This window comes from Sphingobium yanoikuyae, assembly GCF_013001025.1.
GTDB lineage: Bacteria > Pseudomonadota > Alphaproteobacteria > Sphingomonadales > Sphingomonadaceae > Sphingobium > Sphingobium yanoikuyae_A.
In genome coordinates, this window is record NZ_CP053022.1 from 47963 (window position 1) to 71933 (window position 23971).

18 protein-coding genes and 1 pseudogene are annotated in these 23971 nt (G+C 63.1%); 10 read left to right on the forward strand and 9 right to left on the reverse strand.

The window, feature by feature from the left end; all coding sequences use genetic code 11:
* Positions 1 to 12: 12 nt before the first annotated feature.
* The gene (locus HH800_RS25450; RefSeq protein ID WP_037522360.1) at positions 13 to 1236 is read right to left on the reverse strand and encodes a Fic family protein; all 1224 of its coding nucleotides are present in this window, start codon (positions 1234 to 1236) and stop codon (positions 13 to 15) included.
* Between the two features lie 79 nt (positions 1237 to 1315).
* On the opposite strand from HH800_RS25450, the gene HH800_RS25455 reads away from it, so the two are divergent.
* Positions 1316 to 1633: a hypothetical protein gene (locus HH800_RS25455; protein WP_080727349.1), complete on the forward strand. Its 318-nt coding sequence runs from the start codon at positions 1316 to 1318 to the stop codon at positions 1631 to 1633.
* A gap of 117 nt (positions 1634 to 1750) precedes the next feature.
* Here the strand turns inward: HH800_RS25455 and HH800_RS29195 are convergent.
* A pseudogene (locus HH800_RS29195) lies at positions 1751 to 1942 on the reverse strand (hypothetical protein); the annotation flags it as partial.
* A 129-nt stretch (positions 1943 to 2071) separates the two neighbouring features.
* Between HH800_RS29195 and HH800_RS25470 the strand changes: the two are divergent.
* Both HH800_RS25470 and HH800_RS25475 read left to right on the forward strand, forming a co-directional pair.
* Positions 2072 to 2275, forward strand: coding sequence for a hypothetical protein (locus HH800_RS25470; protein WP_017502892.1), 204 nt, complete (start codon positions 2072 to 2074; stop codon positions 2273 to 2275).
* A 318-nt stretch (positions 2276 to 2593) separates the two neighbouring features.
* Entirely contained in the window at positions 2594 to 3214 is a 621-nt protein-coding gene (locus HH800_RS25475; protein WP_162181991.1) for a hypothetical protein, read from the forward strand.
* Between the two features lie 254 nt (positions 3215 to 3468).
* Here the strand turns inward: HH800_RS25475 and HH800_RS25485 are convergent, their stop codons facing one another.
* The 4 genes from HH800_RS25485 to HH800_RS25500 are packed head-to-tail and all read right to left on the reverse strand — an operon-like array spanning position 3469 to position 8223.
* A complete protein-coding gene (locus HH800_RS25485) occupies positions 3469 to 4326 on the reverse strand; it encodes a BadF/BadG/BcrA/BcrD ATPase family protein (RefSeq protein WP_017502894.1) in 858 nt (285 codons plus the stop codon).
* Positions 4323 to 6020 carry a D-lactate dehydrogenase gene (gene dld, locus HH800_RS25490; RefSeq protein ID WP_169863449.1) on the reverse strand — a complete coding sequence of 566 codons (1698 nt, stop codon included), beginning with the start codon at positions 6018 to 6020 and terminating at the stop codon, positions 4323 to 4325. Before dld ends, HH800_RS25485 begins: the two co-directional genes overlap by 4 nt.
* A complete protein-coding gene (nagA, locus tag HH800_RS25495; protein WP_017502157.1) occupies positions 6017 to 7168 on the reverse strand; it encodes an N-acetylglucosamine-6-phosphate deacetylase in 1152 nt (383 codons plus the stop codon). Before nagA ends, dld begins: the two co-directional genes overlap by 4 nt.
* The gene (locus tag HH800_RS25500; protein WP_017502156.1) at positions 7165 to 8223 is read right to left on the reverse strand and encodes an SIS domain-containing protein; all 1059 of its coding nucleotides are present in this window, start codon (positions 8221 to 8223) and stop codon (positions 7165 to 7167) included. Before HH800_RS25500 ends, nagA begins: the two co-directional genes overlap by 4 nt.
* 172 nt (positions 8224 to 8395) lie before the next feature.
* On the opposite strand from HH800_RS25500, the gene HH800_RS25505 reads away from it, so the two are divergent.
* The 4 genes from HH800_RS25505 to HH800_RS25520 are packed head-to-tail and all read left to right on the forward strand — an operon-like array spanning position 8396 to position 12543.
* On the forward strand, positions 8396 to 9286 hold the full coding sequence (locus HH800_RS25505; RefSeq protein WP_017502155.1) for an N-acetylmuramic acid 6-phosphate etherase: 891 nt from the start codon (positions 8396 to 8398) through the stop codon (positions 9284 to 9286).
* Between the two features lie 6 nt (positions 9287 to 9292).
* A complete protein-coding gene (locus HH800_RS25510) occupies positions 9293 to 10024 on the forward strand; it encodes a GntR family transcriptional regulator (protein WP_017502154.1) in 732 nt (243 codons plus the stop codon).
* Positions 10025 to 11518 (forward strand): permease, encoded by a 1494-nt coding sequence (locus HH800_RS25515; protein ID WP_017502153.1) that lies wholly within the window; start codon positions 10025 to 10027, stop codon positions 11516 to 11518.
* A gap of 8 nt (positions 11519 to 11526) precedes the next feature.
* On the forward strand, positions 11527 to 12543 hold the full coding sequence (locus tag HH800_RS25520; RefSeq protein WP_017502152.1) for a serine hydrolase domain-containing protein: 1017 nt from the start codon (positions 11527 to 11529) through the stop codon (positions 12541 to 12543).
* Here the strand turns inward: HH800_RS25520 and HH800_RS25525 are convergent.
* The gene (locus HH800_RS25525; RefSeq protein ID WP_235682146.1) at positions 12540 to 13673 is read right to left on the reverse strand and encodes a serine hydrolase domain-containing protein; all 1134 of its coding nucleotides are present in this window, start codon (positions 13671 to 13673) and stop codon (positions 12540 to 12542) included. The genes HH800_RS25520 and HH800_RS25525 overlap by 4 nt on opposite strands.
* A 190-nt stretch (positions 13674 to 13863) precedes the next feature.
* On the opposite strand from HH800_RS25525, the gene dacB reads away from it, so the two are divergent.
* On the forward strand, positions 13864 to 15306 hold the full coding sequence (dacB, locus tag HH800_RS25530; RefSeq protein ID WP_037522368.1) for a D-alanyl-D-alanine carboxypeptidase/D-alanyl-D-alanine-endopeptidase: 1443 nt from the start codon (positions 13864 to 13866) through the stop codon (positions 15304 to 15306).
* Positions 15307 to 15309: 3 nt separating this feature from the next.
* Here the strand turns inward: dacB and HH800_RS25535 are convergent, their stop codons facing one another.
* Complete coding sequence (locus HH800_RS25535) at positions 15310 to 17691, reverse strand: penicillin acylase family protein (RefSeq protein WP_017502149.1); 2382 nt, start codon at positions 17689 to 17691, stop codon at positions 15310 to 15312.
* A gap of 465 nt (positions 17692 to 18156) precedes the next feature.
* Here HH800_RS25535 and HH800_RS25540 point away from each other — a divergent pair, with 465 nt between their 5' ends.
* Positions 18157 to 20973: a TonB-dependent receptor plug domain-containing protein gene (locus tag HH800_RS25540; protein WP_235682147.1), complete on the forward strand. Its 2817-nt coding sequence runs from the start codon at positions 18157 to 18159 to the stop codon at positions 20971 to 20973.
* A gap of 239 nt (positions 20974 to 21212) precedes the next feature.
* Here the strand turns inward: HH800_RS25540 and HH800_RS25545 are convergent, their stop codons facing one another.
* Positions 21213 to 22844: an N-acyl-D-amino-acid deacylase family protein gene (locus HH800_RS25545; RefSeq protein ID WP_017502147.1), complete on the reverse strand. Its 1632-nt coding sequence runs from the start codon at positions 22842 to 22844 to the stop codon at positions 21213 to 21215.
* A gap of 166 nt (positions 22845 to 23010) precedes the next feature.
* Here HH800_RS25545 and HH800_RS25550 point away from each other — a divergent pair, with 166 nt between their 5' ends.
* Positions 23011 to 23895 (forward strand): LysR family transcriptional regulator, encoded by an 885-nt coding sequence (locus HH800_RS25550; protein ID WP_026109384.1) that lies wholly within the window; start codon positions 23011 to 23013, stop codon positions 23893 to 23895.
* The last annotated feature ends 76 nt before the right edge of the window (positions 23896 to 23971 follow it).

The following is a 23971-nucleotide window of genomic DNA, read 5'->3' on the forward strand; positions in this document are numbered from 1 at the left end:
ATAGGGTCGCTGTCAGGCGAAGAGCTTTGGGAAAAGCGTATCCTGGGTGTCACTCGAGAAACGAAGTGATACCGGCCCCTTCGGGGTATCGGACGCCAGCAGTCCAGCGTCGGTGAGTTCCTTTAGGACGCGTCGCGCGCTGCGCTCGGGCAGACCCGTAAGGCGCGGAGCTGCACCCCGCTCGAATTCTCCTCGAATAAGGGCTTCCTGGAGTAACCAGTTACTCTCCGGAGACAAGCCATCTGTGATCAACACATGGCGCTCAAGCCGCTTCGATAGGGTGTCGAGTTCGAAGACGCCCGACATGTAGCTGATTTGATCGAGACAGACTTTGAGAAACCACTCAGCAAATCCCACCAGATGCGCTTCGGAAAGGTTTCCCCGGCCATCGCGATCTCCCTGGCGCGGTGCATCGGCTAAGGCCATGTATTTGCGATATTCTGTCCGGCCAGCATCTCCGGGCTCCAGCCCGCGCGCAAGCCCTCGAGATACCGACCATAGCCCGTGCGCGCCGATCCCTGCCTTGAGCGCCATGGCGTGGCTCATCAACCGACTAACCCGGCCATTGCCATCGGGAAAGGGGTGAATCCAATTGAACCGGTGGTGTGCTGTTGCCAGTGCCAGTATACGCTTTGCTTTCCCGGCTCCCACTGCGGTCAAGCGCATTCCATCCTTGGGTTCAAAGGCAAACCGCGAGAAGAAATAGCTCATGAAATCGGCCACTCTGGCCGACGATGGCGGAGTGTGGCGGCCGATCTGGACATCGTGCTCGGCCCTTGATCGCCATTCGCCCGGCGTCATGACAAAGCTTCGCTCCCCACCGCGCACGGTGAGCATGTCGATCGAGGCATCCGCGTAGAAATCGCGGTGCAGTTGCAGGATAAAATTTGGGTCGGCAGGATCGGGAAGTTCGCCATGAATGGCAGCGCGATCGATGGCTTCCTGTACGCGGTAATGCGCGGCAGCTTCGGCCATGAGATCTCGTTGATCGTCATCGCGTTCGCCGGCCAACGCGCGCTCGATATCCCGTGGACGGGTGCGGTGCCCCTCGATGAGGTTACTGTAGTAGGTGTTCATCACTCGCACGAGGCTGGCTAGATGGAGTGCGGTCTGCGGATGAAGTGCTCGCCCGAGACCTTCGGCCCTGGCTGCTATTTCGACGACGAGATCCGGCAAATCACCGGCCGGTGCATCGATCCGTGCAGGCTCGATCTGTGTGGGGGATTCGACGTTCACTGCCACAGTTTTGGCCGATCCTTCTAGCCGGTTCTCTTATGCTCACATTAGCCCAAGAATAGCCGTTTTCCCAGCCTTTATGCTTTACTTTCAGCACTGCCTGATGGGCTATGGAGTGGCAATTTGGCCGGTCATTTGGCCGATCTTCTTGCCAAAGTTCGCCCTCCGTCGCGGCACCCCGTTCCGACAGGCCTACGCTTCGGTTGCACTTGACGCCCATTTCGCAACAGTAGGCAGCCGTGCCGATATCGTCCGAAGCGCCATGGCCCCCAATCCGCATGATGCCACCAACAAGCCGCTGGAGCGAGGTCCCAGCGATCTTTCCGACCACGGCTTGGACATCATTCCGGGTCAGCCGACCCAGGGCATCAAGGTGAAGACGCGGGATTTTCGTTAAATGGCGGCAGGAGCTGCTGCAATCGAGCCGCCATTTCCATCGGCGACACGCAGCACGGGATAAGGATCATCGCCAAGCAGTATGCCGATGAGCTCGCGCCGCGTGCCGCGTGGCATGTCATTTGCGCCTTGCGGGCTTGCACGCGGATCGGGCCTCGGCCCCGTTCTGGTCCTGATTTTCGAACACCCAGTTGAGATAGGCGGCGATGCGGATAACCTTGCGGTTCGAACGCGGTGGGATGACCGGCAAAATGTTGCTCAGGAGCAGGTTCTCGCGGAAGCGGTCGCCATCATAGCCTTTGTCGGCAAGCAAGGCGCCCCACATGCCGAGCGCGGCATTTTTCGGGAAATTTCTGCTCCTGTGAGGCATTCGCACCTCCTGGGCTCGAAGTCGCTAGACGGGCGTCCGACACATTTTCGACGAGGGGGGAATTCCATCATGCCCAGCACCCGATTGACCAGGCTCAAGCGCCTGCGTCTCAAACTCGACATCGACCGGCCCGCCGCGCATGCGGGTGAAAGCAGGGTGTCTCACACCTCCCGCGTCGCCCAGCCGACCGCCAGCGCGCCCGACAGCCAATCGCGCCCGTCAAGGCTGAGCCTCCGCCGTGCCGCAATGGCGCGCGGTGGCGCGCGTCGCTGACCGCCCTCCGTCCCGCAGGCTTGATGCCATGGGCACGCACGCGCCGATGCTCCGCCTCTCCCGTCCGCCAGGGAACAGCCACAAGCCCCCGCCTCCGCGCATTCGCCAGGCCCCGGCGCGGGTAGCGGAAGAATCCGCGGCGTCCACGCGCATTCATCGCATTGTCCATGATCTGTTGGGGATTTTGTCATAGGCCGCGCCGCGATGATGTGCGAATCGCTCATGCCGCGCCTTTTCCGGACCATCCTCCCTCTCCTGTGCATGATCGCATGCATGGTGATGATGGCACTTGGATGGTCCTCCCCCGCCGCCGCGGAAATGCTGCGGATCGGCCATCCTTTATGCCATGCCGTGAGCCAGGCGGTGGCGCAGGGCGATCGCGCGCCTTCCCCCTTCGCCTGTCGCGGCGCGCCTCTAGGATATCAGAAGGGAACACTCTGGCTTCGCGCGACGCTGCCCGCTCGCGCAGGGGAGCCCGACGACCTGTCGCTGATCGTCCACAGCTCGCGTTTCGATCGTCTCGGCGTCGCATTCACCTTTGCCGATGGCGCGGTGGAGCGCCAGCATGTGCGCAGCGGTGATTTCGGGCCCCATTGGCGGGCCGGCGGACAGCTTGCCTTTCGCGCGCCGCGCCGCGACGCCGCGCTCACGGCCGTGACCCTGCGGTTCGACAAGGTGGCGAGTGCGCGCCTGCTGCGCATCAGGCTCGTCGGCGAGGCGCAGAAAGCACCCAGACGGCCGCGCTTCATCATCACGCCCGGCCAGACTGGCGACGTTACCCAAGCGCCGGCCCTGCTGCACGGGCAGGAAAGCGGCGTCGTGCTCGCCGACAAAGCTTATGACAGCAATGCTTTACGGACAATCATCGCGAAAATGGGCCCGAAGCGGTCATACCTTCAAACCGCTGCCGTAAGGTCGCCATCCCGCATGACACGCTGATCTACAAACACCGCAATCGTATCGAACGATGCTTCGGCAGGCTCAAACACTTCCGCCGCTTCGCAACACGCTACGATCGCCGCACCATCCACTTCGCCGGCTTCACAAACCGCGACGCCGCCACGATCTGTTTACTCTGAATGTCGATCCGCGCCAGGATTGTCAGCGGGCAGGCGGATTGAAGTGCGGCAAGTGCCCTGAATGTTCTGCGCATAATCGACCCTAACCCCAAAATTGTGAAACCAAGAAATGCATCACAAATAGCTGGCAAAGAGCAATGCACCGTCCAGCGGATCGCCCAACTTAGGGCTCAACCGCCCCACCGTTCGCGCCCGCAGCCAAGGCTGCATGCGATCGGCCAATCCGCCGACCAGCGTGCAGCGGCTAGCTCCGCGTTCAAAAATTGTCTCGATGAACCGTTCGATATGCTGGACCGCATCCTCGACGATCGAACGAGCAATGGCATCATCCGCTTCAGCGTAGTCCATCACCAGAGGCGCAAAACTGCCGTAGTCCTTAGGCGTAGCCTTATCCATCCAGCCGATCGCCTTCGTTGTGTCATGATCGAACCGCTCTGTTACCGCTCGGCTCAGAGGAGTGGCCTGTGATCGCCCGTCCAATGCGCGCAGAGCATGGCGCATTGCGCTCAAGCCCAGTGCAGCGCCGCTGCCCTCATCTGATATAGGGAAACCATAGCCACCGATGGTAAAGTCCCGGCCACCTGCGCGCACCTGCGCGATACTCCCCGTTCCTAAAATAAGGATTGCCCCATCTGCGCCGCCATGCGCCCCTAAGTTGGCGATGAAGGCGTCCGTCCCATAATTGACTGAGGCAAAGGGAAAGGCGAACCTCTCCAGCGCGTCGCGCACACCCGGTCGAGAAATGCCGGCAATGCCCATGCCCGCACGGATCGTTTCTACCTGCATCGAAGAAAGTCCCGCTTCAGCGATCGCTTGATTGGATACCGCGCACAATGTCGTATAGAGCGCTTCCAGGCCGATCCGAGCATTGGCCGTTCCGCCCTGTCCTGTGCCGATCACATTGCCTTCACTGTCGATCAGCCGCGCACGGCAATTACTGCCACCCGCATCGATGCCCAAAAAATAGCTCATGATGGAACTTCCTTTTGCTGTTCGCCCCAATGGCGCGCCCGCACTGTCTGGCCGATGCCGGGATTGCACTGGTTGCGCGGGTCGATCTGGCGATAGAAATCCGCAAGATCGGGCTTTGCCTTGTAGAGATGGCCAACATTATGTTCGGCTGGATATTCCGCACCGCGCTCATCGAGCAGCGCCCAGATGCGATGCTCGAAAGCCAGCAGGTCTACGCCTTTACGAACGATATAATCCTGATGGAACACATGGCACATAAAATGGCCATAATAGAGGCTATGGATGCTCTGCGCCGCCAGATCCGGCGGCAATTTCTCCTGCCATTCCGGTATATTGCGCGGCAAAGCTACGTCCAGTGGCACGATATCCTCGACTTCGCGAGCATGCACTGCGCGATAACGCACCGCCGCCCCCGCCGCGACGAAGCGATGCAGGAACGCCTTGGCCGCCAGCGCTGGGCTACACTCAAAATACCCCCCCTCGCCGGCGGCAAATAGATCGGTGAGTAAAGCGCGGGTATCCGCAACCGCCGCCAACGGCATCTTGAGCAGCAGATGATGCTCGAACCTATTGCGCCAGGCGCGCATCTCAGGCGGCAGATGATCGGGCAGCATCCGGCCGATACGCTGCATTATCCGGTCGCTAAACCCCGCCCCGACAAGGGGAAGCGCATCAACCCGTGATTTCAATGCAAACAACCGGGGCAGCCGGTCCGTCCCCAGCCGCTCGATCGCGATGAACATGTCCTTGCCATAACCATCGGCAATGTCGAACGCGTCGCGGTGCATATATTCGCCCGCCACCGGCAGAAGGCTGAATTCACCCAATATGGTGCGCCGTATCGCCGTCAACTGTGCGGGATCATTGGTCCCGATATAGAAGGTGGTGGCGCCTTCTTCCTTCACGAAACTGTCCAGCCGCACGGCAAAGACGATGATCTTGCCGGCGCTGCCCGCCGCTTCATACAGGCATCGACTGTCGGCATTGAATCGAGCGGGCGTCGCGCTGTCGATATCGCGCACATGGCCGGTATAACCACAGTCATGCGCCCATCGATCCGCCGCCGCATCGACATCGTCGGGCCGGAAGTCGCCACTCTCCAGCCGCCGCAGCATCTCTTCGGGATCATCGCCCAGCGCCACGCCCAGATGATTGACCAGCCGCAACGCCCCGTCCGCGCCGATCTGGCCATAGAGACTGAGCTGCGTATAGGCAGGCCCGCGCTGCACCAGCGATCCGCCCGAATTATTGCACACGCCTCCCACCACCGACGCGCCGAAGCAGGAGGAGCCGATCACCGAATGCGGCTCTCGCCCCAGCGGCGCCAGCGCCTTTTCCAGCGCATAAAGCGTCGTACCGGGCAGGCAGACGACTTGCGCACCATTGCGGATAAGATGCAGCCCGTTGATCCGCGTTGTGCTGATGATCACGCAGCCGCCGGGATAACCATCGCCATTGGGCGTCGATCCGCCGGTCAGCCCGGTATTGGACGCCTGCATAATGATCGACACATCTGCCGCCACACAGGCCTGCGCCACTCGCCACTGCTCGACCAGACTGCCCGGCCGCACTACTGCCAGCGCAGCGCCCGATCCGGTACGATAGCCATGGCGATAGCGCGCGGTCGCCTGTGAGCCAGTCAGCACATGGCGCGCGCCCACGATCGCGCGCAGCCGGGGCAGCAGGCCCCTCATTCGCTGCTCTCCTCCATCTCCCCATTGATCCAGGTCCGCCGCACCTGCCGGTCGCAGTCCATATGAACAAGATCCGCGCACAGCCCAGGCGCTATCGCGCCTTTGCGATCCTCCAGCCGCAAAAAGCGCGCCGGATTGCCGCTCGCCATGCGCGACGCTTCAACCATGGAACAGCCCATCATGTCTATCGTGTTGCGAAACGCCTGCGCCATATTGAGCGCCGATCCCGCCAGCGTTCCGTCCGGCCCGCGGCATATGCCATCCACGACATGGATAGACTGTCCCATCAGGGTGAAGCTACGCTGCGCACCTCCCACCGGCGGCATCGCGTCCGTCACCAACATCGCACCCTCTAGTCCGCGCGCAGCAATTGCCACACGCAGGGTCGCTGGATGCACATGTACTCCATCGACGATCAGGCCGAAATGGCTGCTCCGATCCAGCAATGCGGCCGCCACCATGCCCGGCTCCCTGCTTCCCATCTGCGTCATCGCGTTGAACAGATGGGTGAAGCCGTTCAAGCCTTCGCTTAGCGCCGCGACCGTCTGGTCATAATCAGCCAGGCTATGCCCCGCCGCGACCAGAACCCCCGCATCACGCAACGCCCGGATAGCCCCCGACGGTGCCAGTTCCGGCGCCAGCGTCACGATCCGCCGCCCGATCGTCGGCCGCGTCAGCCGCTCCAGCACCTTGGGATCGATGGCGGTGAATTTGGCGGCGTCATGAATGCCTTTCTTCACCGGGTTGAGGTGCGGCCCCTCGATATGCAGGCCCAGGACGCCGGGCACGCCCTGCACGAGCGCAGCTTCTCCTGCCGCGATTACCGCATCGACCACATCCGCATCATCGCTGATCAACGTCGGCAACAGACCCGTCGTCCCGAACCGCCGATGCGCGCTCGCAATCGCGCGGATGCCCTCCACATCAGGCTGATCATTCAACAGTATGTTGCCGCCGCCATTGACCTGCGTGTCGATAAAGCCGGGTAGCAGCCATCCGCCCTCCAGCGCTACCGTATCATATCCTGCTGGCACCGCGTCCCGCGCCACGATGCCAAGGATATGCCCGCCTTCAAGCAGCAGCGCGCCATCATCGGCAATCCCATCCGGCTGCACGATCGCTGCACCGACAAGCGCCTGCCCGTTCATAGCGTCCGCGTCACCTTAGCCAGATGCGGCGGCGCGTCGGGATTATACCCGCGCGCCAGCGACAGCGCATTGGCGAGGCCATAGAAGCTCTGTATTTGCGCGATCGCATTCAGCACCGGATGCACATCCCATTGCCCCGGCAACGCCAGCGTCGCCGCCGCCACATCATCAGGATGGCCCACCGCAATCACCTGCGCCCCACGCGCCCGGAAATCCTCCAGCCGTTCGCGCAGCCCGGCCCGCGCCGCATCGATCGGTCCCAGCGCCAACACCGGATCACCCTCGCCGATCAACGTCATGGGCCCATGCGCCACCTCCGCAATGCTGAACGCCTCGGCATGCAGGCTCGACGTTTCCTTGAACTTCAGCGCCGCTTCCCCCGCGATCGGCAGGGTCAGGCCGCGCCCCAGCACCAGCATATTGCCTGGCTCTTTCAGCAACGGCACAGCCCCGGTCCAGTCGGCCGCAACCGCCGCCTCCAGCACATCGCCGACAGACGCCAAAGCCGCCAGCAACGCCTTGTCCTCGCTCCATTCCGCCGCCAGGTGCGCCAACGCGACCAACGTACCGATGAAGCTCTTGGTCGCCGCCACGCTGGTTTCCGGGCCAGCATGGATGGGAATGCAGATATCCGCCAACTCCGCCAGCGGCGACGCATCATCATTGACGATGGTGACCACCAGCGCGCCCTGCCGCTGCGCATCCACCGCTGCGGCGATCAGGTCCGGGCTGCGCCCCGACTGCGAAATGGCAATCAGCGGCACGCCTTTGAAGCGCGGCGACGTCGCCTTGTACAACGAGCCAATCGATGGCGCATGACTCAATGTCGGCAAGCCCGCCCGCGTTTCCAGCAGCACCTTGGCAAAGGCCGCCGCCTGATCCGAACTGCCCCGCGCCAGCGTTGCGGCAAAGGGCGGCGCCAGCACGCGCAGCCGCTGCCCAACCTCCCGCATCAGACCGGCATTGCGCGCAATCTGCGCCGCACAGCGTTCCGGCGCTTCAGCCGCCTCACGCGCCATCAGCGTGGTACGGCTCTTATCCTGTATCGCGATCATGCCGAAACAATACCAAATGAACGAAAAAAGGCAATTGGATTTATTTTGGTTGCATCGAAATGCGACAAGGACAATACCACATGCCAGAAGCGCCGCTTGCACACATACTGCCTGCTGCGCATGAAGTTGAACCGATTAAAGCCGGGCGTCAACGACCGGCCACGGAGTGTCCATGAGTACCGAAACCATCGATCCGCGCTATGTCGACATCGACCAATGGCCGACCATTCGCGCGGTCGAAGCGATGCTGGAAGGGCAGATGGCCGCCATCGCGGCCATCGGATCGCAGGCGAAGGCCATCGCACTGGCCTCCGAAGCCGCCGCCGCGCGCCTCGGCACGCAGGGGCGACTGGTCTATGTCGGCGCCGGCACCTCCGGCCGCATCGCGGTACAGGATGGCGTCGAACTTTATCCCACTTATAACTGGCCGCAAGAACGCCTCTTATTCCTAATGGCGGGTGGCCTAGCAGCGCTCACCGAAGCGGCCGAAGGGGCGGAGGATGATGCGGACGCAGCCCGCGCCGAAATCGCCGATGCCGCCGTCGGCCCGCAGGATGTGGTGATCGGTGTCGCCGCCAGCGGACGCACCCCCTACACGCTCGCCGCCATCGCTGCCGCTCGAGAGGCTGGCGCGCTGACCATTGCCGTCGCCAACAATTGCGATACCGCTCTGCCCGCCGCCGCCGACCACGGGCTAGTCGCGGAAACCGGCACCGAAATCGTCGCCGGCTCCACCCGGATGAAGGCGGGCACCGCGCAAAAGGCGACGCTCAACATCCTGTCCACCGCAATCATGCTGCGCATGGGCCTCGTCTATCGCGGCCGTATGGTCAACATGCGCATTTCCAACGAAAAGCTGCGCTTGCGTGGAGAGGCCATGGTGCGCGACATTGCCGATGTGGACATGGCCGCCGCATCGCGCGCACTCGATGCAGCGGGACAGGACATCAAGCAGGCGGTGCTTGTTGCCATGGGGGTAGCAACGCACGAAGCGCACCGTCTTCTTGAAATCCACGGCCAGAATCTGCCGGACGCGATGCGCGCCGCGCAAGGGGGGGAATAGGGGGACATGCGGGAAAAACTGGTCGCACGGGGGGAAGACGGGACGCCGCTCTACCTGCAACTGGCGCGCAATCTGCGCGATCATATCGAAAGCGGCGGGATCATACCGGGCAACGCCCTGCCGTCCGAACGCGACCTCAGCGAAATGGCCGGCATTTCGCGCGTCACCGTGCGCAAAGCGATCGAACAGCTGATCGAGGAAGGCGTGCTGTTCCGCAAGCAGGGTTCCGGCACCTTCGTCGCCCGCCGGATCGAAACGCCCGCCTCCGTCCTGTCCAGTTTCACCCATGATGCCCTGTCACGCGGCGAAGATCCCGGCGTCATCTGGATGATGAAAAGCTATGCCCAGCCGACCGAGGAAGAGGCCGCCGCGCTTTCTATTTCCCCGTCCGCCCGCGTCGCCCGCCTTGGCCGCGTGCGCCTATCGGGCGGCGAGCCGCTGGCGATCGAACATGCCATCGTTCCGGCCGATTGCCTGCCCGACCTCACGACCATCGGCGACTCCCTCTATGAGGCGATGGGCCGGGCCGGTTTCCGTCCTACCTCCGGCACGCAGCGCGTCCGAGCCTCGCTCGCCACGCCGACCGAAGCCGGCCTGCTCTGTGTCCGCCAGAATAGCGAAGTGCTGCGTATCGAACGCATCACCCGCATCCCCGGTGGCCGGGCGGTCGAATTTACCCGCTCCGTCTATCGCGGCGACCGCTATGACTTTGTGACTGAACTCAAGGAAATCGGCTGAATGACAGCATCGATCGCCGCCGATCTGACCGAAGGCCCCACGCCAGAGCGCCCGCCGCTCCGCACGCTGGGCCTCTATCTCCTCCTCGGTTTTTCCGCCGGCCTGCCCTTCTACATGTTCAATGCGGTGCTGACGCTGCGGCTCGCGCGGCATGGCATCGACATCGTCATCATCGGCTTCTTTGCGTGGATCGCGCTGCTGCCGACCTTCAAATTCGTCTGGGCGCCTTTGCTGGATCGCTACAGCGTACCCGGCTTCTCCCATTTCTGGGGCAGGCGGCGCGGCTGGATCATGCTGTCGCAACTCGGCATCTTCTTCTCCATGGTCGCCATGGCTTTCACCTCCAGCGACCAGAGCCTGCCGCTTACAGCGCTCTTCGCGATCCTGCTCGCCTTCTGGACGACCACGTTGGAAGTCGCGGCCGATGGCTGGCGCATCGAACTGGCGCCCACACAGGCGCAGCAGGGGCCGATCGTCGCCGCAAACCTGTGGGGCTATCGCAGCGCCATGGTCGCGGCGGGCAGCGGCGCGGTGCTTGTCGCCGCCTGGGCCGACTGGACCTGGGCCTATCTCGCCATCGCCATCGCCGCCTTCCTCCCCTTCCCCATTCTCGCCGCCATGCGCTCGGAACAGGAAAAGACGAAAGGCCGCACCGGCGCTCTAATCAGCGGCACCCTCGTTAGCCTCGTCATCCTCGCCGTCACCGGCGCGGCCACCGCGCTGATCGGCTGGGTACTACTCTCTGCCGTGCAGAGCGCGGGCTTCTCCGCCCAAACCAATGTTACGCCGATCGTGCTGGCAGTCGCGCTGCTGCCCTTCGTCGCGCTCGCCATCGCCCTGCCGCGCATCCGCCGCCTGCCGGCCGATGCGCCGGCGAAAATGCCCGGCTTCATCGCCCCCTATGTCGAGATTTTCTGGCGCTATGGCTATGCCGTGCTGCCGGTGCTGGCCTTCGTCTCCTTCTACCGTATGGGCGACGTGCTGACACTCACCCTCTCGCATCCGCTGTGGAATGCGGCGGGCTACAGCCTGGAACAGATCAGCATGGCTGACGGCGTCGTCGCCCTCACCTGTTCCATGGCCGGCGTGGCGCTGGGCGGCCTGTGCGCCGCGCGCCTGCCGATGACGGTCGCGCTTATCATCGGCGCCTGCGCCTCGGCCATCGGCAACTGGGTGTTCGTCTGGCTCTGGTATGCCGAACCGTCCGCCTTCGTCCTGTATGTCGCGGCGGGCGTGGACCAGTTCGGCCATGGCCTGGAAGGCGCCGTCTTTGTCGTCTATCTCTCCATGCTGGTCAGCCCGCGCTATCCCGGCACCCAATATGCCTTCCTGTCGGGCTTCGCCTTCCTGCTGCCCCGCCTGATCGGCGGCGCGGCCGGCGCGATCCAGAAGCAGATCGGCTATGACGGCTTTTTCATCCTGTCGGGCGCGCTCAGCTTCGCCGCCATCTTCTTCCTGCCGATCGTCATGCGCGTTCGGGCCAGAACCGTTTAGGAGCAATAATGATAGATGAAATCTGCGAAGCCGCCTTCGCCCCGGCGGTCGAAGCGGTCGCCAGTGGCCGCATCCCCGGCGCGACCCTTGGCATCGTCAGTGCCGACGGCAAAAGCGCAGTGCGCCTGGTCGGTTCAGCCGCCATCTTGCCCGAACGCGAAGCCCTGACCCGCCACCACTGGTTCGACCTCGCCTCCGTATCGAAGGTGATCGCCACCACCACCATGATCTTGCAACTGGCGGAGCAGGGCCGACTCGATCTCGACCGTCCTCTGACCGACGCCATTCCCGACCTGCGCCAATATGACGTCGCCAATGCAGCGGAACGCAAGCTGACCTTCCGTGATTGCCTCGCCCACCGCAGCTTCCTGCCCGCGGTTGAGCCGATCTACACCTATGGCGATGATCCCGCGCGGCTGCGCGCCTTCGTCCTCCAGCGCGAATGGCACCATGGCCCGCCAGTCTATTCCGACATCAATTTCATAATGCTCGGCATCGCGATCGAACGCATCACCGGTGCGCCGCTCAGCGACTGGCCGCTGGGCGATGGCCTGTCCTACGGCCCGCCCCCTGGCCCCGCCGTCGCGACCGAGGCATGCAGCTGGCGCGGACGGGTGCTCAAGGGCGAAGTGCATGACGAAAATGCCGCCGCACTGGGCGGCGCGCCGGGCCATGCCGGCCTGTTCGGCACGGTCGACGGCGTGCTGGGCTTTGCCAGAACGATGCTCGACGGCTCGATCCTATCCCCCGCGATGCTGGCCCAGACCCGCACCGCGCAACTGGGCCACCGCACTTGCGGCTGGGAACGCGCCTTTGCCAGCTGGTCAGGCGGCGACGCCTGTTCGACCGCAACGATCGGCCACACCGGCTTCACCGGCACGGGTCTATGGATCGATTTCGAGCGCGGCCTCGCCTGGACCCTGCTCACCAACCGCGTTCATCCCACCCGCCATGCCGACAGCGGCATCTTCACCCTGCGCCCTGCGGTGGGCGACGCGCTGATCGCGGCGTGGGATGCCGCTTAGGGGAGCTGCCCCTGCGCCAACCCTTCCTCGACCGGCGTATAGGCGCTGACCGCGCCACGCCCGGCCGGAACATCCGTCGCGAAATAGAGCACGCCTGTACCGCGCTTCGGATCGATCCACAGTCCGGACTTCAGGCCATAGGCATCGCCGGCATGTCCGATACGCTGGCGGCCATCGCCGAACGGATCGTCGGCACAACCCTTGGCGGACGTCGCAAGGAAAGCAATCGCCAGACCATAGCGGCAGGTGAAACCGGTGTTCGTGTCACCCGTATCGGCTTCCCCGGTCACGCCATTGGCGGCATCGACGCCGCCATAGGTCCATAGCGGCGTCATCAGTTGCGTCATGCTCTGCGCGCTCAGCAGGCGCCGGCCATCGACCACGCCACGCCCCAGAAACAGGCGGCCCACCGTCGCCAGTCCGCGCGCCGAAATCCGTAGACCGCCCTGCGGAGAGAAGATCGCGCCATTGCGCCCTGCAACCCAGGTCGACAGATCGCAACTGCCATCGCGGGCCGGCGTCACGGTGCAGTCTGGCTTCGCGCCCTTATTATCGTCCCGCACCGGCTGCCCGTCCTGATAGAGCACCACCGCCTGCGCAGCGCGGGCATCCGAACAAGTCGACCAGTTATAGCAGGCGTCCAGTTTCAGCGGCTTTAGCACCAGCCGATCCATCAATCGGTCGAACCGCTCCCCGGTCGCCCGCTCCATGACGGCAGCGACGACCGGAAAGTTGAGATTGGTATAGGCATACCAGTCGCCGGGCCCGTGGTGCGCATCCCATGCTTCCGCCTTGGCCAGGGTGGCGCGCATGTCCGCATTCAGCGGTAGTGCATAGCCGGCGCTGTCGACCAGCCCGGACCGGTGCGACAACAGCAGTCGCAGCGTGATCGGCCGATCGGGAAAGCCGGGGTGGCGCAGCCTGTAGCCCAGCCAGTCGGACACGTCCTGGTCCAGGTGCAGCTTGCCCGCCTCCACCAGCCGCATGGCACCGATGGCAACAACCAGTTTGGAAATGGACGCAACCCGCACCGGATCATCAATGGTCAGCGCCCGCCCCGTCGCCTTGTCGGCTGGGCCGCTGACCTTGCTATCGGTCACGCCCGTGCGATCGAAGCTCACCCGAACCATCGCGACAGGCGGATGCACCGCAGGGACTGCAACAACGGGAGCGGAGGCGAGAGCTAGGACAAGAGACAGCATGCGCAAAAGGCTAGTCCGATCCCCGCCAGCACCGCAAGTCCGCCCCATTGCCCCAGGTTATGGCTTGCGCCGTGCACGCCCTATTCCCCTGCCCTGCCTGCTCTCTATGATCCACCTCATGCGTATCATCCTCCCCCTGCTCGCCCTCACCCTGCCACTGACCAGCCTTTCCGCCCAAAATGCGCCGCCGCCGCTCCTCAGCGCGGTCGAACAGCAGCTGGCGCAGGGGCCTGCCGGCACTCGCTACGGCCTGATGGTCGCCACGCTGGATGGCGAGCCGATCCTCGCCATCGCCCCGGACCAGCGCTTCATCCCAGCCTCCAATACCAAGATGTTCACCACCGCCACCGCCTATGCCGATCTGCCCGCGCTCGACGCCGCGGCACGGGGCACCGGCGTCCGCCTCGATCGGGGCGACGTCATTCTGGTCGGCCATGGCGACGCGCGCCTGTCCAGCGCGAACGGCTGCACGATCAACTGCCTCCAGACGCTGGCCGACGCGGTCGCCGCGAAGACACGCCATGTGCGCAACATCGTGGGCGACGATAGCTGGTTTCCCGACGAACGCTGGGGACCGGGGATGAGCTGGAACAATATCCAGTCACGCTATGGCACCGGCATTTCCGCGCTGACGCTGGACGATAATGAGGTGACGGCGTCGGTCGCGCCCGCCGCGATCGGCGCATCGCCAGCCGTCACCGCGCCGGCCTATTACGGCATCGACAACCGTATCATCACCGTCCCCGGCAAAAGCGAAGCGATCACGGCCGACCGCGCGCCCAACAGCCGCCTCATCCGCCTGACCGGCACGATCGGCGTGGAAGCGAGACCCGCCACGCTCCATTTCAGCATCGACGATCCGGCCCATTATGCCGCCTGGCGGCTGCGCGAGGCGCTCCTCGCACGCGGCGTGAGGGTCGATGGCGATATCCTCACCCGCCACCGCCCGCTTGCCCCCGCCGATGATCCTGCCATCCGCAAGGACGCGCCTGCCGCCCAACCGCCCTCGCCCGATATGCTTGCGCAACTCCCTGCTCTGCCGTTGGCGCAGGACATGCGCATCATCAACAAACAGAGCCAGAATCTCCACGCCGACCTGATGCTGCGCCGCGTGTCCCGCGCGCAGGCGAGCGGCTCGATCGCCGATGGGCAAGTCGCGCTTCACCGACTGATGGCGCAAGCCGGTCTGCCTGAAAGCAGCTACAGCTTCGCCGACGGATCGGGCATGTCATCCTATAACCGGATCACCCCGCGCGCCGCTGTCACCCTGCTCACATGGATCGCCCGCCAGCCCTGGGGCATGGCCTGGCGCGAGACGCTGCCGATCGCGGGACATGACGGCACGCTGCGCGGCCGCTTCAAGGGCACGCTGCTGGAAGGCAAGCTGTTCGCCAAGACCGGATCGCTCAACGCCGCGCGCGCCGTATCGGGCTATTTCATCACGAAAAGCGGCCGCACTTTGGTCTTCTCCGCCCTCGCCAACGACATGCCCGATGGCACTGACGGACAGGCCACCGCCGCCGTCGACCGCGCGCTGGTCGACATAGCGGCGGCGCTATAAGCCTTATGCTGGAATGATCTCCACCCGGTCCGCCGCATGCTGCTCCACTGCAGCGCGGCTGAACCACAGCGGCTGCATCTCGCCCGCCAGCCAGCGCGGGTAGAAATCGCGATAACGCGGCGATCGCGGGTCGGCCGACTGGCCGGGCAGCAGCAGGAAGCGGCTATTGTCCCATGCGCCGACATCCGCGACCAGCAGATAGCTGGCACCATGCGACACCTGATAGCCGCGCTTTGCATTGAAACCGCGCGCCATCGGCGTGAAGCCGTCGCCGCCTGACCGCCCACCCTCGATCTTCGGGAAAGCCGCTGCGACCCCCGGCAGCGACGACAGCGGATGGGCCAGCGTCACCCGATGCAGATCACCCCAGCGCCATTGCGCGGGATCGGCACCGCCCAGTTCCACCGCCTTATTCCACCCGGCGATCAGCGATCGTTCGATCAGCGCATCGCGTGCCAGATCCGGCACCGGCCCCAGCCGCGTGTCGGGCGCGGCCAGTATCCGCAGCATTTCGAACAGATTGACCGACGGAATATATTCCCGCGCCGCCGCCGGCACCACCAGATCGCGGAAGCCCGATTGCAGTTCGGGCATCACCATCTCATAGAGCAGGGCCGCGCCGCTATCCGCCTCCAGCCCGCAATCCCAGCGCTTCAGCAAGGCCGCCGCCGGCTGCGCTTCGGGCAACAGCTTGTCCGGCAGCAATTTCACTAGCGCCCGCGCCGGCAGCGACTGGACATCATGCTGCAGCGCGATGCTGTCCTCGATCCGATGCTTTGGCTGGCTGCGCAGCACTTCGGCAATGCGGTCATAGCGGAAAGGATCGCTCCAGTCGAAGCTGATGACCTTCTTGCCATAGGGATAATCGGCCGGGATATTAAGCTGATTGGCCGACGCGAACCAGCCTTCCTTCGGGTTATGGACAGACGGCATTTCCTCCACCGGCAAGATCCCGGTCCAGTCGAAATCACCGTCGCCCGGCGCCGGGAAGAGCCCGTCATGCTTCGGGCGCATCGGCGTGAAGCCGATCGTCTGCCAGCCGGTATTGCCGTCTACATCGGCATAATGGAAATTGGTCGGCGAGGTATGGATCCTGAACGCCCGCCGCAGCGTCGGCCAGTCCTTGGCCAGGTTGATCGCGATGATGGCAAAGCGCATGTTCGCGCCCGGCAACATGCTGACCGTGGCAAAGGCACTGGCCCGCTGCTTTTTGGCATCCTGCGCCACGATCGGCCGGCCCTGCGCATAGCGCAGCGTCACCCGCTGCATCGGCCCATCCTTGACCGCGATCTCATCCTCGAACGTCTCGAACCGTTTCCACTGCCCCTTGTGCCAGTAACGCTCGGGATCATCCTTGTCGGTGCGCAGGATGAACAGGTCGGTCTGGTCGATATGGAAATTGGTGCGGCCAAAGGCGAAACGCTCGGTATGCCCCTGCATGATCCCCGGCAGGCCCGGCGCGCCTGCGCCGATCACGTCCAGCCCCGGCGCGGTCAGGTGGATCATATGGCGCGGGCTGTTACCACCAATGCCCAGATGCGGGTCATTCGCCAATATTGGCCGCCCGGTCGCACTGCGCGACGCGGCGATCGTCCAGGCGTTGCTGCCCTGCGCAAAGCGATCGGCGCGGCGTTCCGCCCGGTCGAGCGAGGCTTCCTGGATCGTGTCGAACGGCACTGGCCGGTTTGCCGGGTCCAGCACACCCAGATCCGCCTCGCTTACTGCCGAGCAGTCGAGCCCTTCCGGCACAGTGAATTGCCAGGCCGGGCGCAGCGGCGCCATCAGCGCGTCATGCGCCAGCAGCCCCTTGGCCTGCATCTGCGCGCGCCGCACCTCATCATCGGCGTCGCCCATGCCGATGCCCCGGTTCCGCACCAGATCGCGCACGTCCCAGCGCAGCGGCGTCAGGTTCAATATGCCATATTCCAGCGGCATTTGCGCCGGGTTGGCCTCGAGTTCAGAAATCCGTGCATTGACGCCCGCGACATAGCCCTGCGCACATTCGAGCACGCCGGGCGGCAAGGTCGCCAGTTCCGCATCGATGTCACCGCGATACAGGAACAGCCGCGCCGCCTTGTCCGCCGCGACGAAGCGCGGCCCGAACGCTTCAGCCATCCGCCCCATGTCGCGCCGATAATCCATGTCGATCTGGAACAAGCGGTCGCGCGCCACCAGATAGCCCTGGCCGAAATAGGCATCGTGCAGCGACTGTGCCCGCACATGCGGCACGCCCATTTCATCCTCGACAATCTCGATCGGCGCCTTGGCACCCGCTATCTTGACCCGCAGCGGCTTTCCGCCCCGCACCATCGGTTTCGCCATCAACCCGCCCGGCAGGGCGAATGCCGCCACACCGGCCAGAAGGAACGCACGACGCTGGATCAACACATTCTCCTTGTCTTGGAAATTGGGGCAACGATCATCGACACCGAACCCGGTCCGCCCATGGCAGGCCGGCAGGTGCCTAAACGTTGCAAGCTATCCCGGCTGGCGGCGAGAAATCCACCCCGCCATTCCCTTCGGCTATACCTGTATAAGATCAAAGTAATACCAAATCTATTGACCAGCCGTGACCACCCTGTAACCTCCCCGTCATGAAGCCGGTTTTTGCGCCCATTAGCGGAGCCTTGCCGGGTTCGTGATGACGGTATGGTGGGAACCGGCAAATCGACAAGACAGCCTGCCTGCGGTCATGTGATGTTATGGGTTGGATAGGGCCAAACCGGCGCAATAACGCCGCGCACGCATGAATGCGAGCAGCCCCGTCCTGTGAAAAGGGGGTTTTTATCTATGCGTGATTTCAGGCGAATTCGTCGGTCCTTCGGCCGTCGCCATGGCCTTGGCCTGGCCATGACCGCAATAGCATTGGTGCATGCAGCCCCCGCTCTAGCGCAGGAGGCGGCCACGCCCCAGAGCGGCATGGAAACGGCACCGACCAATCAGATCGTCGTCACCGGCACCCGCATCGTACGCGACGGCTTCAAATCGCCCACCCCCCTGACCGTGATGACACAGGAGGCGATCCAGAACCAGTCGCCGACCAACAATATCGCGGACCTGATCAACCAGATGCCGGCGCTGGCCGGCAGCACCCGTCCGTCCAACTCGCGCCTTGCCATTAGTTCGGGCCTGGCGGGCATCAATACGATGAACCTGCGCAACCTTGGCGAAGTGCGTACGCTGGTGTTGCTCGACGGTCGCCGTTCGGTGGGATCCACCATTACCGGCCTGGTTGACATCAACACTTTCCCGCAGGCGCTGGTGAAGAGCGTGGAAATCGTGACCGGCGGCGCATCGGCCGCTTATGGTTCGGACGCCGTCGCGGGCGTGGTCAACTATGTGCTCGACAAGACATATGAAGGCTTCAAGGTCAATGCCGACACCGGCATCACCGACAAGGGCGACGGTTTCAACTACAGCTTCAACGCCGCAATCGGCAAAAGCTTTGCCGACGGGCGCGGCCATATCCTGCTGTCGGGCGAATATGCGCACAAGGACGGCATTTTCCAGGTCGATCGCGACTGGAACCAGCTGGGCTATCGCACCGTCGCCAACACCGCAGCCGCCATTGCAGCCGGCGGCCCGGCCAGCCTGGTCGTGAGCGGCGCTGGCACCTGGAACACCACACCGGGCGGCATCATCCGTTCGCAGGTCGGCGGCACGACCAGTCTGCGCGGCATCTATTTCGGCCAGGGCGGTGCGGCCAAGCAATATCAGTTCGGATCGCTCAGCGACAGCTCGCAGACGGTTGGCGGTGACTGGGAAGTGAACGACACGTCGCGCAATATCGGCCTGGACGCGCAGGACGACCGGCGCGGCGTATTTGGCCGCCTGAGCTATCAGCTGACCGACTGGCTGGAAGTCTATGGCGAGGCGTCCTACAATTGGAACAAGACGCTGTTCAACGCTGGACCTCAGGCCGCGACGATGACGCTGACCGGCGACAACGCCTATCTGATCAATGCGCTGGGCAGTGCGGCGCTGGCCGGGGTAACTTCCGTCACGCTCGGTACTTCGGCATCCGACCTGCCCTATCGCAAGAATAACAGCACACGCGAAGTGCAGCGCTACACCATCGGTGCGGGCGGCGAATTCCAGATGTTCGGCAACAAGGCCGTGTGGGACGCCTATGGCCAATATGGCCGCACCGACACGCATGAACTGCTGCGTGACATCATGAACACGTCGCGCATGGCGCTGGCGACCGACGCGGTATTTGCGCCGGCCGGCAATGCGCTGGGCGTAGCAGCTGGCACCATCGTCTGCCGTTCGTCATTGACCAGCCCGTCCAATGGCTGCGTGCCGCTCAATCGCCTGGGCACCGGCGTCGCCAGCCAGGCGGCGATCGACTATGTGCTGGGCGATCCCTATCGCGATCAGACCTTCAAGCAGACGGTCGCGGGCATCAACCTGTCGACCACGCCCTTCGCCACTTGGGCAGGCGATGTCAGCGTTGCGATCGGCGGTGAATATCGCAAAGAAGAAGTGTCGGGTTACGTGCCCACCGAATATCAGAGCGGCTGGTCAGTCGGCAATTTCCGTCCCACTTTCGGCAGCTACAATGTCAAGGAGGCCTATCTGGAAACCGTCGTCCCGCTCGGCCTCGGCGCGGAATTCAACGGAGCAGCACGCCTGACCGACTATTCGACATCGGGCACTGTCACCACCTGGAAGGCGGGCCTGACCTGGCAGCCGATTCCCGACATCCTGCTGCGCGGCACTCGTTCGCGCGACATCCGCGCACCCAACCTTAACGAACTGTTCCAGTCGGGCACATCGCGTACCAACACATTTGGCACCAACGCATCGGCCTATGGCCAATATGCCGGTGCCACCTTCCGCGAACTGACCACCGGCAATCTGGCGCTCAAGCCCGAAAAGGCCGATACGCTGACGCTGGGCGGCGTGTTGCAACCACGCTTTGCACCGGGCCTGTCGATCTCGGTCGACTGGTTCCGTACCAAGGTGAAGGATGCGATCGCGCAATTCTATGCCGACGACATCGCCCAGCGCTGCAATGAAGGCATTCAGAGCTTCTGCGCCGCGATCGTCGCCGATCCGCTGGGCGAGCGCGACTATTATGTGACCGCCAGCCCGTTCAACTTCGCCCAGGTCAAGGTGCGCGGGATCGACTATGCCGTGAACTATAACCTGCCGATGGATCGCCTGTTCAACAATGGGAGTGCCAGCAGCCTGACCCTGAACGGTACTGCTACCAACTATCTGGAAAATCTGGTCGACAACGGCATTTCGGTACCTGTCGATACGGTGGGTCAGAATAGCGGCCAGTCCAGCACCCCGAAATGGATCTTCCGCATGTCGGCCACGTTCGACACGCCGACCTATTCGATCACCGCGGTCGGCCGTGGCGTGAGTTCGGGTACCTACAACAACACCTATATCGTCTGCACCACGGGTTGCCCGACCAGCACGGCAGCTAATCCGACGATCAACAACAACCATGTCGACGGCACCTTCTACACCGACCTCAACCTGACGACGAAGATCAAGGTCGGCGGATATGATGGCCAGCTGTTCTTCAACATCACCAACCTGTTCGACAAGGATCCGATCCTGCTGCCGGAAACCGGCCTGTCGGCCAATTCGACTTACAGCGATTTGCTGGGCCGCGCCTTCCGCGTCGGCGTGCGGTTCAAAACCAACTGAGCATTTTCGAAGCAGATGCCATCATCTGCGGACTCGGAAAGTGCGGAAAAACAAAGAACATCTTAAGGAGGAACAGGGTGGCGGATCAACGATCCGCCACCCTTTTTCTTGCGCAGGTCCCCAGCCTACCGCGCGGGCCATATTGCTCCGGATGATAGACGCCTGGGATCGGACAGACACGCCCCTTATCGGCACGACATACCGACCTGCGCAGATTGGCTGATGGTCCCTTTCGTCCGTCAGGAGCAGCCCGTCGCCGGCCTGGCCCGCAACAGCGCCCGCCCGGCCCTTGCGCCGGTGGTCTGGCTGTCACTGACCGCAAGGGTCCCGTTAACGAACAGCTTGGCCACCCCGACGCTCAGTTCGCGAGGATGCACATAGTCGGCCCGCGGCGCATATTTTGCAGGGTCGATCACCACGACATCGGCATAATAGCCGGCTTTAAGATAGCCGCGATGATCGATCTTGTAGATGTCGGCAGTGGCCCCCGTCGATTGCCGCACGAAGGTCTGCAGGCTGATGACCGGCCGCTTGCGCACATAATTCACATATTTTTCCGGAAAGGTCGCGAACATGCGGGGATGACCGTCTGATCCGTCCGACGATGTCACGATCCAGGGTTGCTGCATGATCAGGTCGACATCGCTCTGCGCCATGTTGAACGAAGCAACCCCCGTGCCCTTGCCCTTCTTAGCCGGATCGGTCGTCTCGATGCTCTGGCGGATGATGCGCAGCGCCGCGTCGCGCGGATCGACCTGCCATTCGCTCGCCACCTGTTCCAGTGTCTTGCCCGTCCAGGGGAAGCCCTGTGCGATCAGCAGCAGCGCTTTCGCCCCGCCGCGCCGGCGCATGTTATTCCGCATCTCGTCCCGGATCTTTGCCAGCATCGCCGGATCGTCCAGCCGCTTCACCAGCGCCTCGCCGCCGCCATCGACGGCCCAGCCGGGCAACAGCGACGCGTCCAGGCTCGATCCCGACGCCAGCCAGGGATATTGATCCGCCGTGACATCCTGTCCTGCCTTGCGGGCCGCCTCAATCTCCGCAATCACCGCCGGTGCCTGACCCTGCACATCGACGCCCAGCGCCTTCAAATGCGCAAAATGCACCGGCATGCCGGCCTGCCGGCCGATCGATATGGCTTCCTTCACCGAACCGAGCAGACCGATATTATAGCTGGATTCGTCGCGCTGATGGGTATCGTACAGACCTCCCCGGACTGCAGCTTCCTTCGCCACCGCGACCACTTCTTGGGTCTTGGCAAAGCTTTGCGGCGGATAGAAAAGCCCGGCCGAAAAGCCAGTTGCGCCTTCGCACATGCCCTTGGCGACCAGCGCCTTCATCTGCGCCAATTCCTGCGCATCAGGCGCGCGGGCATCATCGCCCAGCACCTGCTGCCGCACTCGCCCGAAGCCAATAAAAGGCACGATATTCGTCCCAATACCCGACGCCTGCAGCTTGGCGGCATCCGCACCCACATTGGGTGTACCGAACCCGTCAACGCCGATCATCACTGTGCTTACGCCCTGATCCAGCCAAGCGGCATTGACCCGCGTACCTGCGTCCGGCGAGCGGATGAAACTATCGGCATGGGTATGGGCGTCGATAAAACCAGGAGCGACGATTAAACCTTTTGCATCAATGACCTTGCTCGCTTTCATGCGCGCCGCGCGACCGACATAGATGATCCGATCCCCCCTCATCGCGACATCGCCCACAAAGGGCATGCCTACACCACCATCATAGATGGTGCCGCCGCGGATCACTATGTCCGCCTGCTCGCCCGGTGCCGCATGGCTGAAAGCGGCAATGGCTGACAGCCCCCCCGCCATCAATAGGGCCTGGAGGCGACGCGCGGCGGTGAAAGAAGGCATGGGTAGGAAGTCCTTGGAAGCTGAGCCTTATCGGCAACATGGCCCCGATAAGTGATGGCCGTCCAGTCCGGCCTGTTGCACCACCTATAACCGAATGTCATAGCGGTTACGTACCCAGCCGTCGTTGATCCAGACGAACAGGGCCGCACCTGAAGGGACCACGCCTGTGAACTTGCGCCAGATTGAAATTTTCCACGCCGTTTATTTGCACGGCACGGTCAGCGCCGCCGCGCGCGCGCTCAATGTTTCGCAGCCTGCCGTCACCAAGGTACTTCGTCATACTGAGAGATTGATTGGTTTGCCATTGTTCGAACGAACGAATAATGGCTTGATACCAACGCAGGATGCCCGCACCCTGTTCGCGGAAGTCTCCGACATTCAAGACCGAGTGCGTTCACTGAAGCAAGCTGCTCAGAATATGCGCAACGGCCGCGGCGCCATGTTACGGTTTTCCGCTCTTCCTTCTCTTGGGTTAGGCGCAATACCCGAGGCGGTCTCGCGCTTCCTGCGAAGCCACGAAGACATCATGTTCGATCTGCAAACGCTCCATCATGACGAGATGGTACGAAAACTCTATGAGCGGGAAACTGATATTGCTATCAGTTTCGAAATTCCGATATCCGCTCCCGTGGCTCATCAGGTAATCGGCGAAGGCGAGTTGGTCATACTGTATCGCGAAGATGACCTGCCAGCTGCTCCGGCGCGGTTACATTTGGAAGATTTGCGGAACAGAAAATTTATCAGTCCGATAAAGAGCGGGCCAATTGGTGTGATGCTGTCCAACGAGTTGAGCCGTCTCGATGTTGAGCTTGAAGAGGTGGTTTCGGCACGCACTTACTATATCGCAGCCGCCTTAGTACGCGCGGGGGTCGGCATGGCCATCGTGGACAATTTTACGGCACATGCCGCTGCTGCACCGGGTCTTTCAAGCCGGCCACTCCAACCAGCCATAACCTTCGACATAAATGCCATATATCTACAGAACCGGCCACCATCGAAAACAGCATCGGAGTTTTTGAATCTGCTCTCGACCGTTATCGATAACCTATAGCCTCAGGCTATGACCTTCATGGCCATTGATATTGGGTTGGGTGGGAACGTGAAGATAAAGCACGTCCTCCCATCAG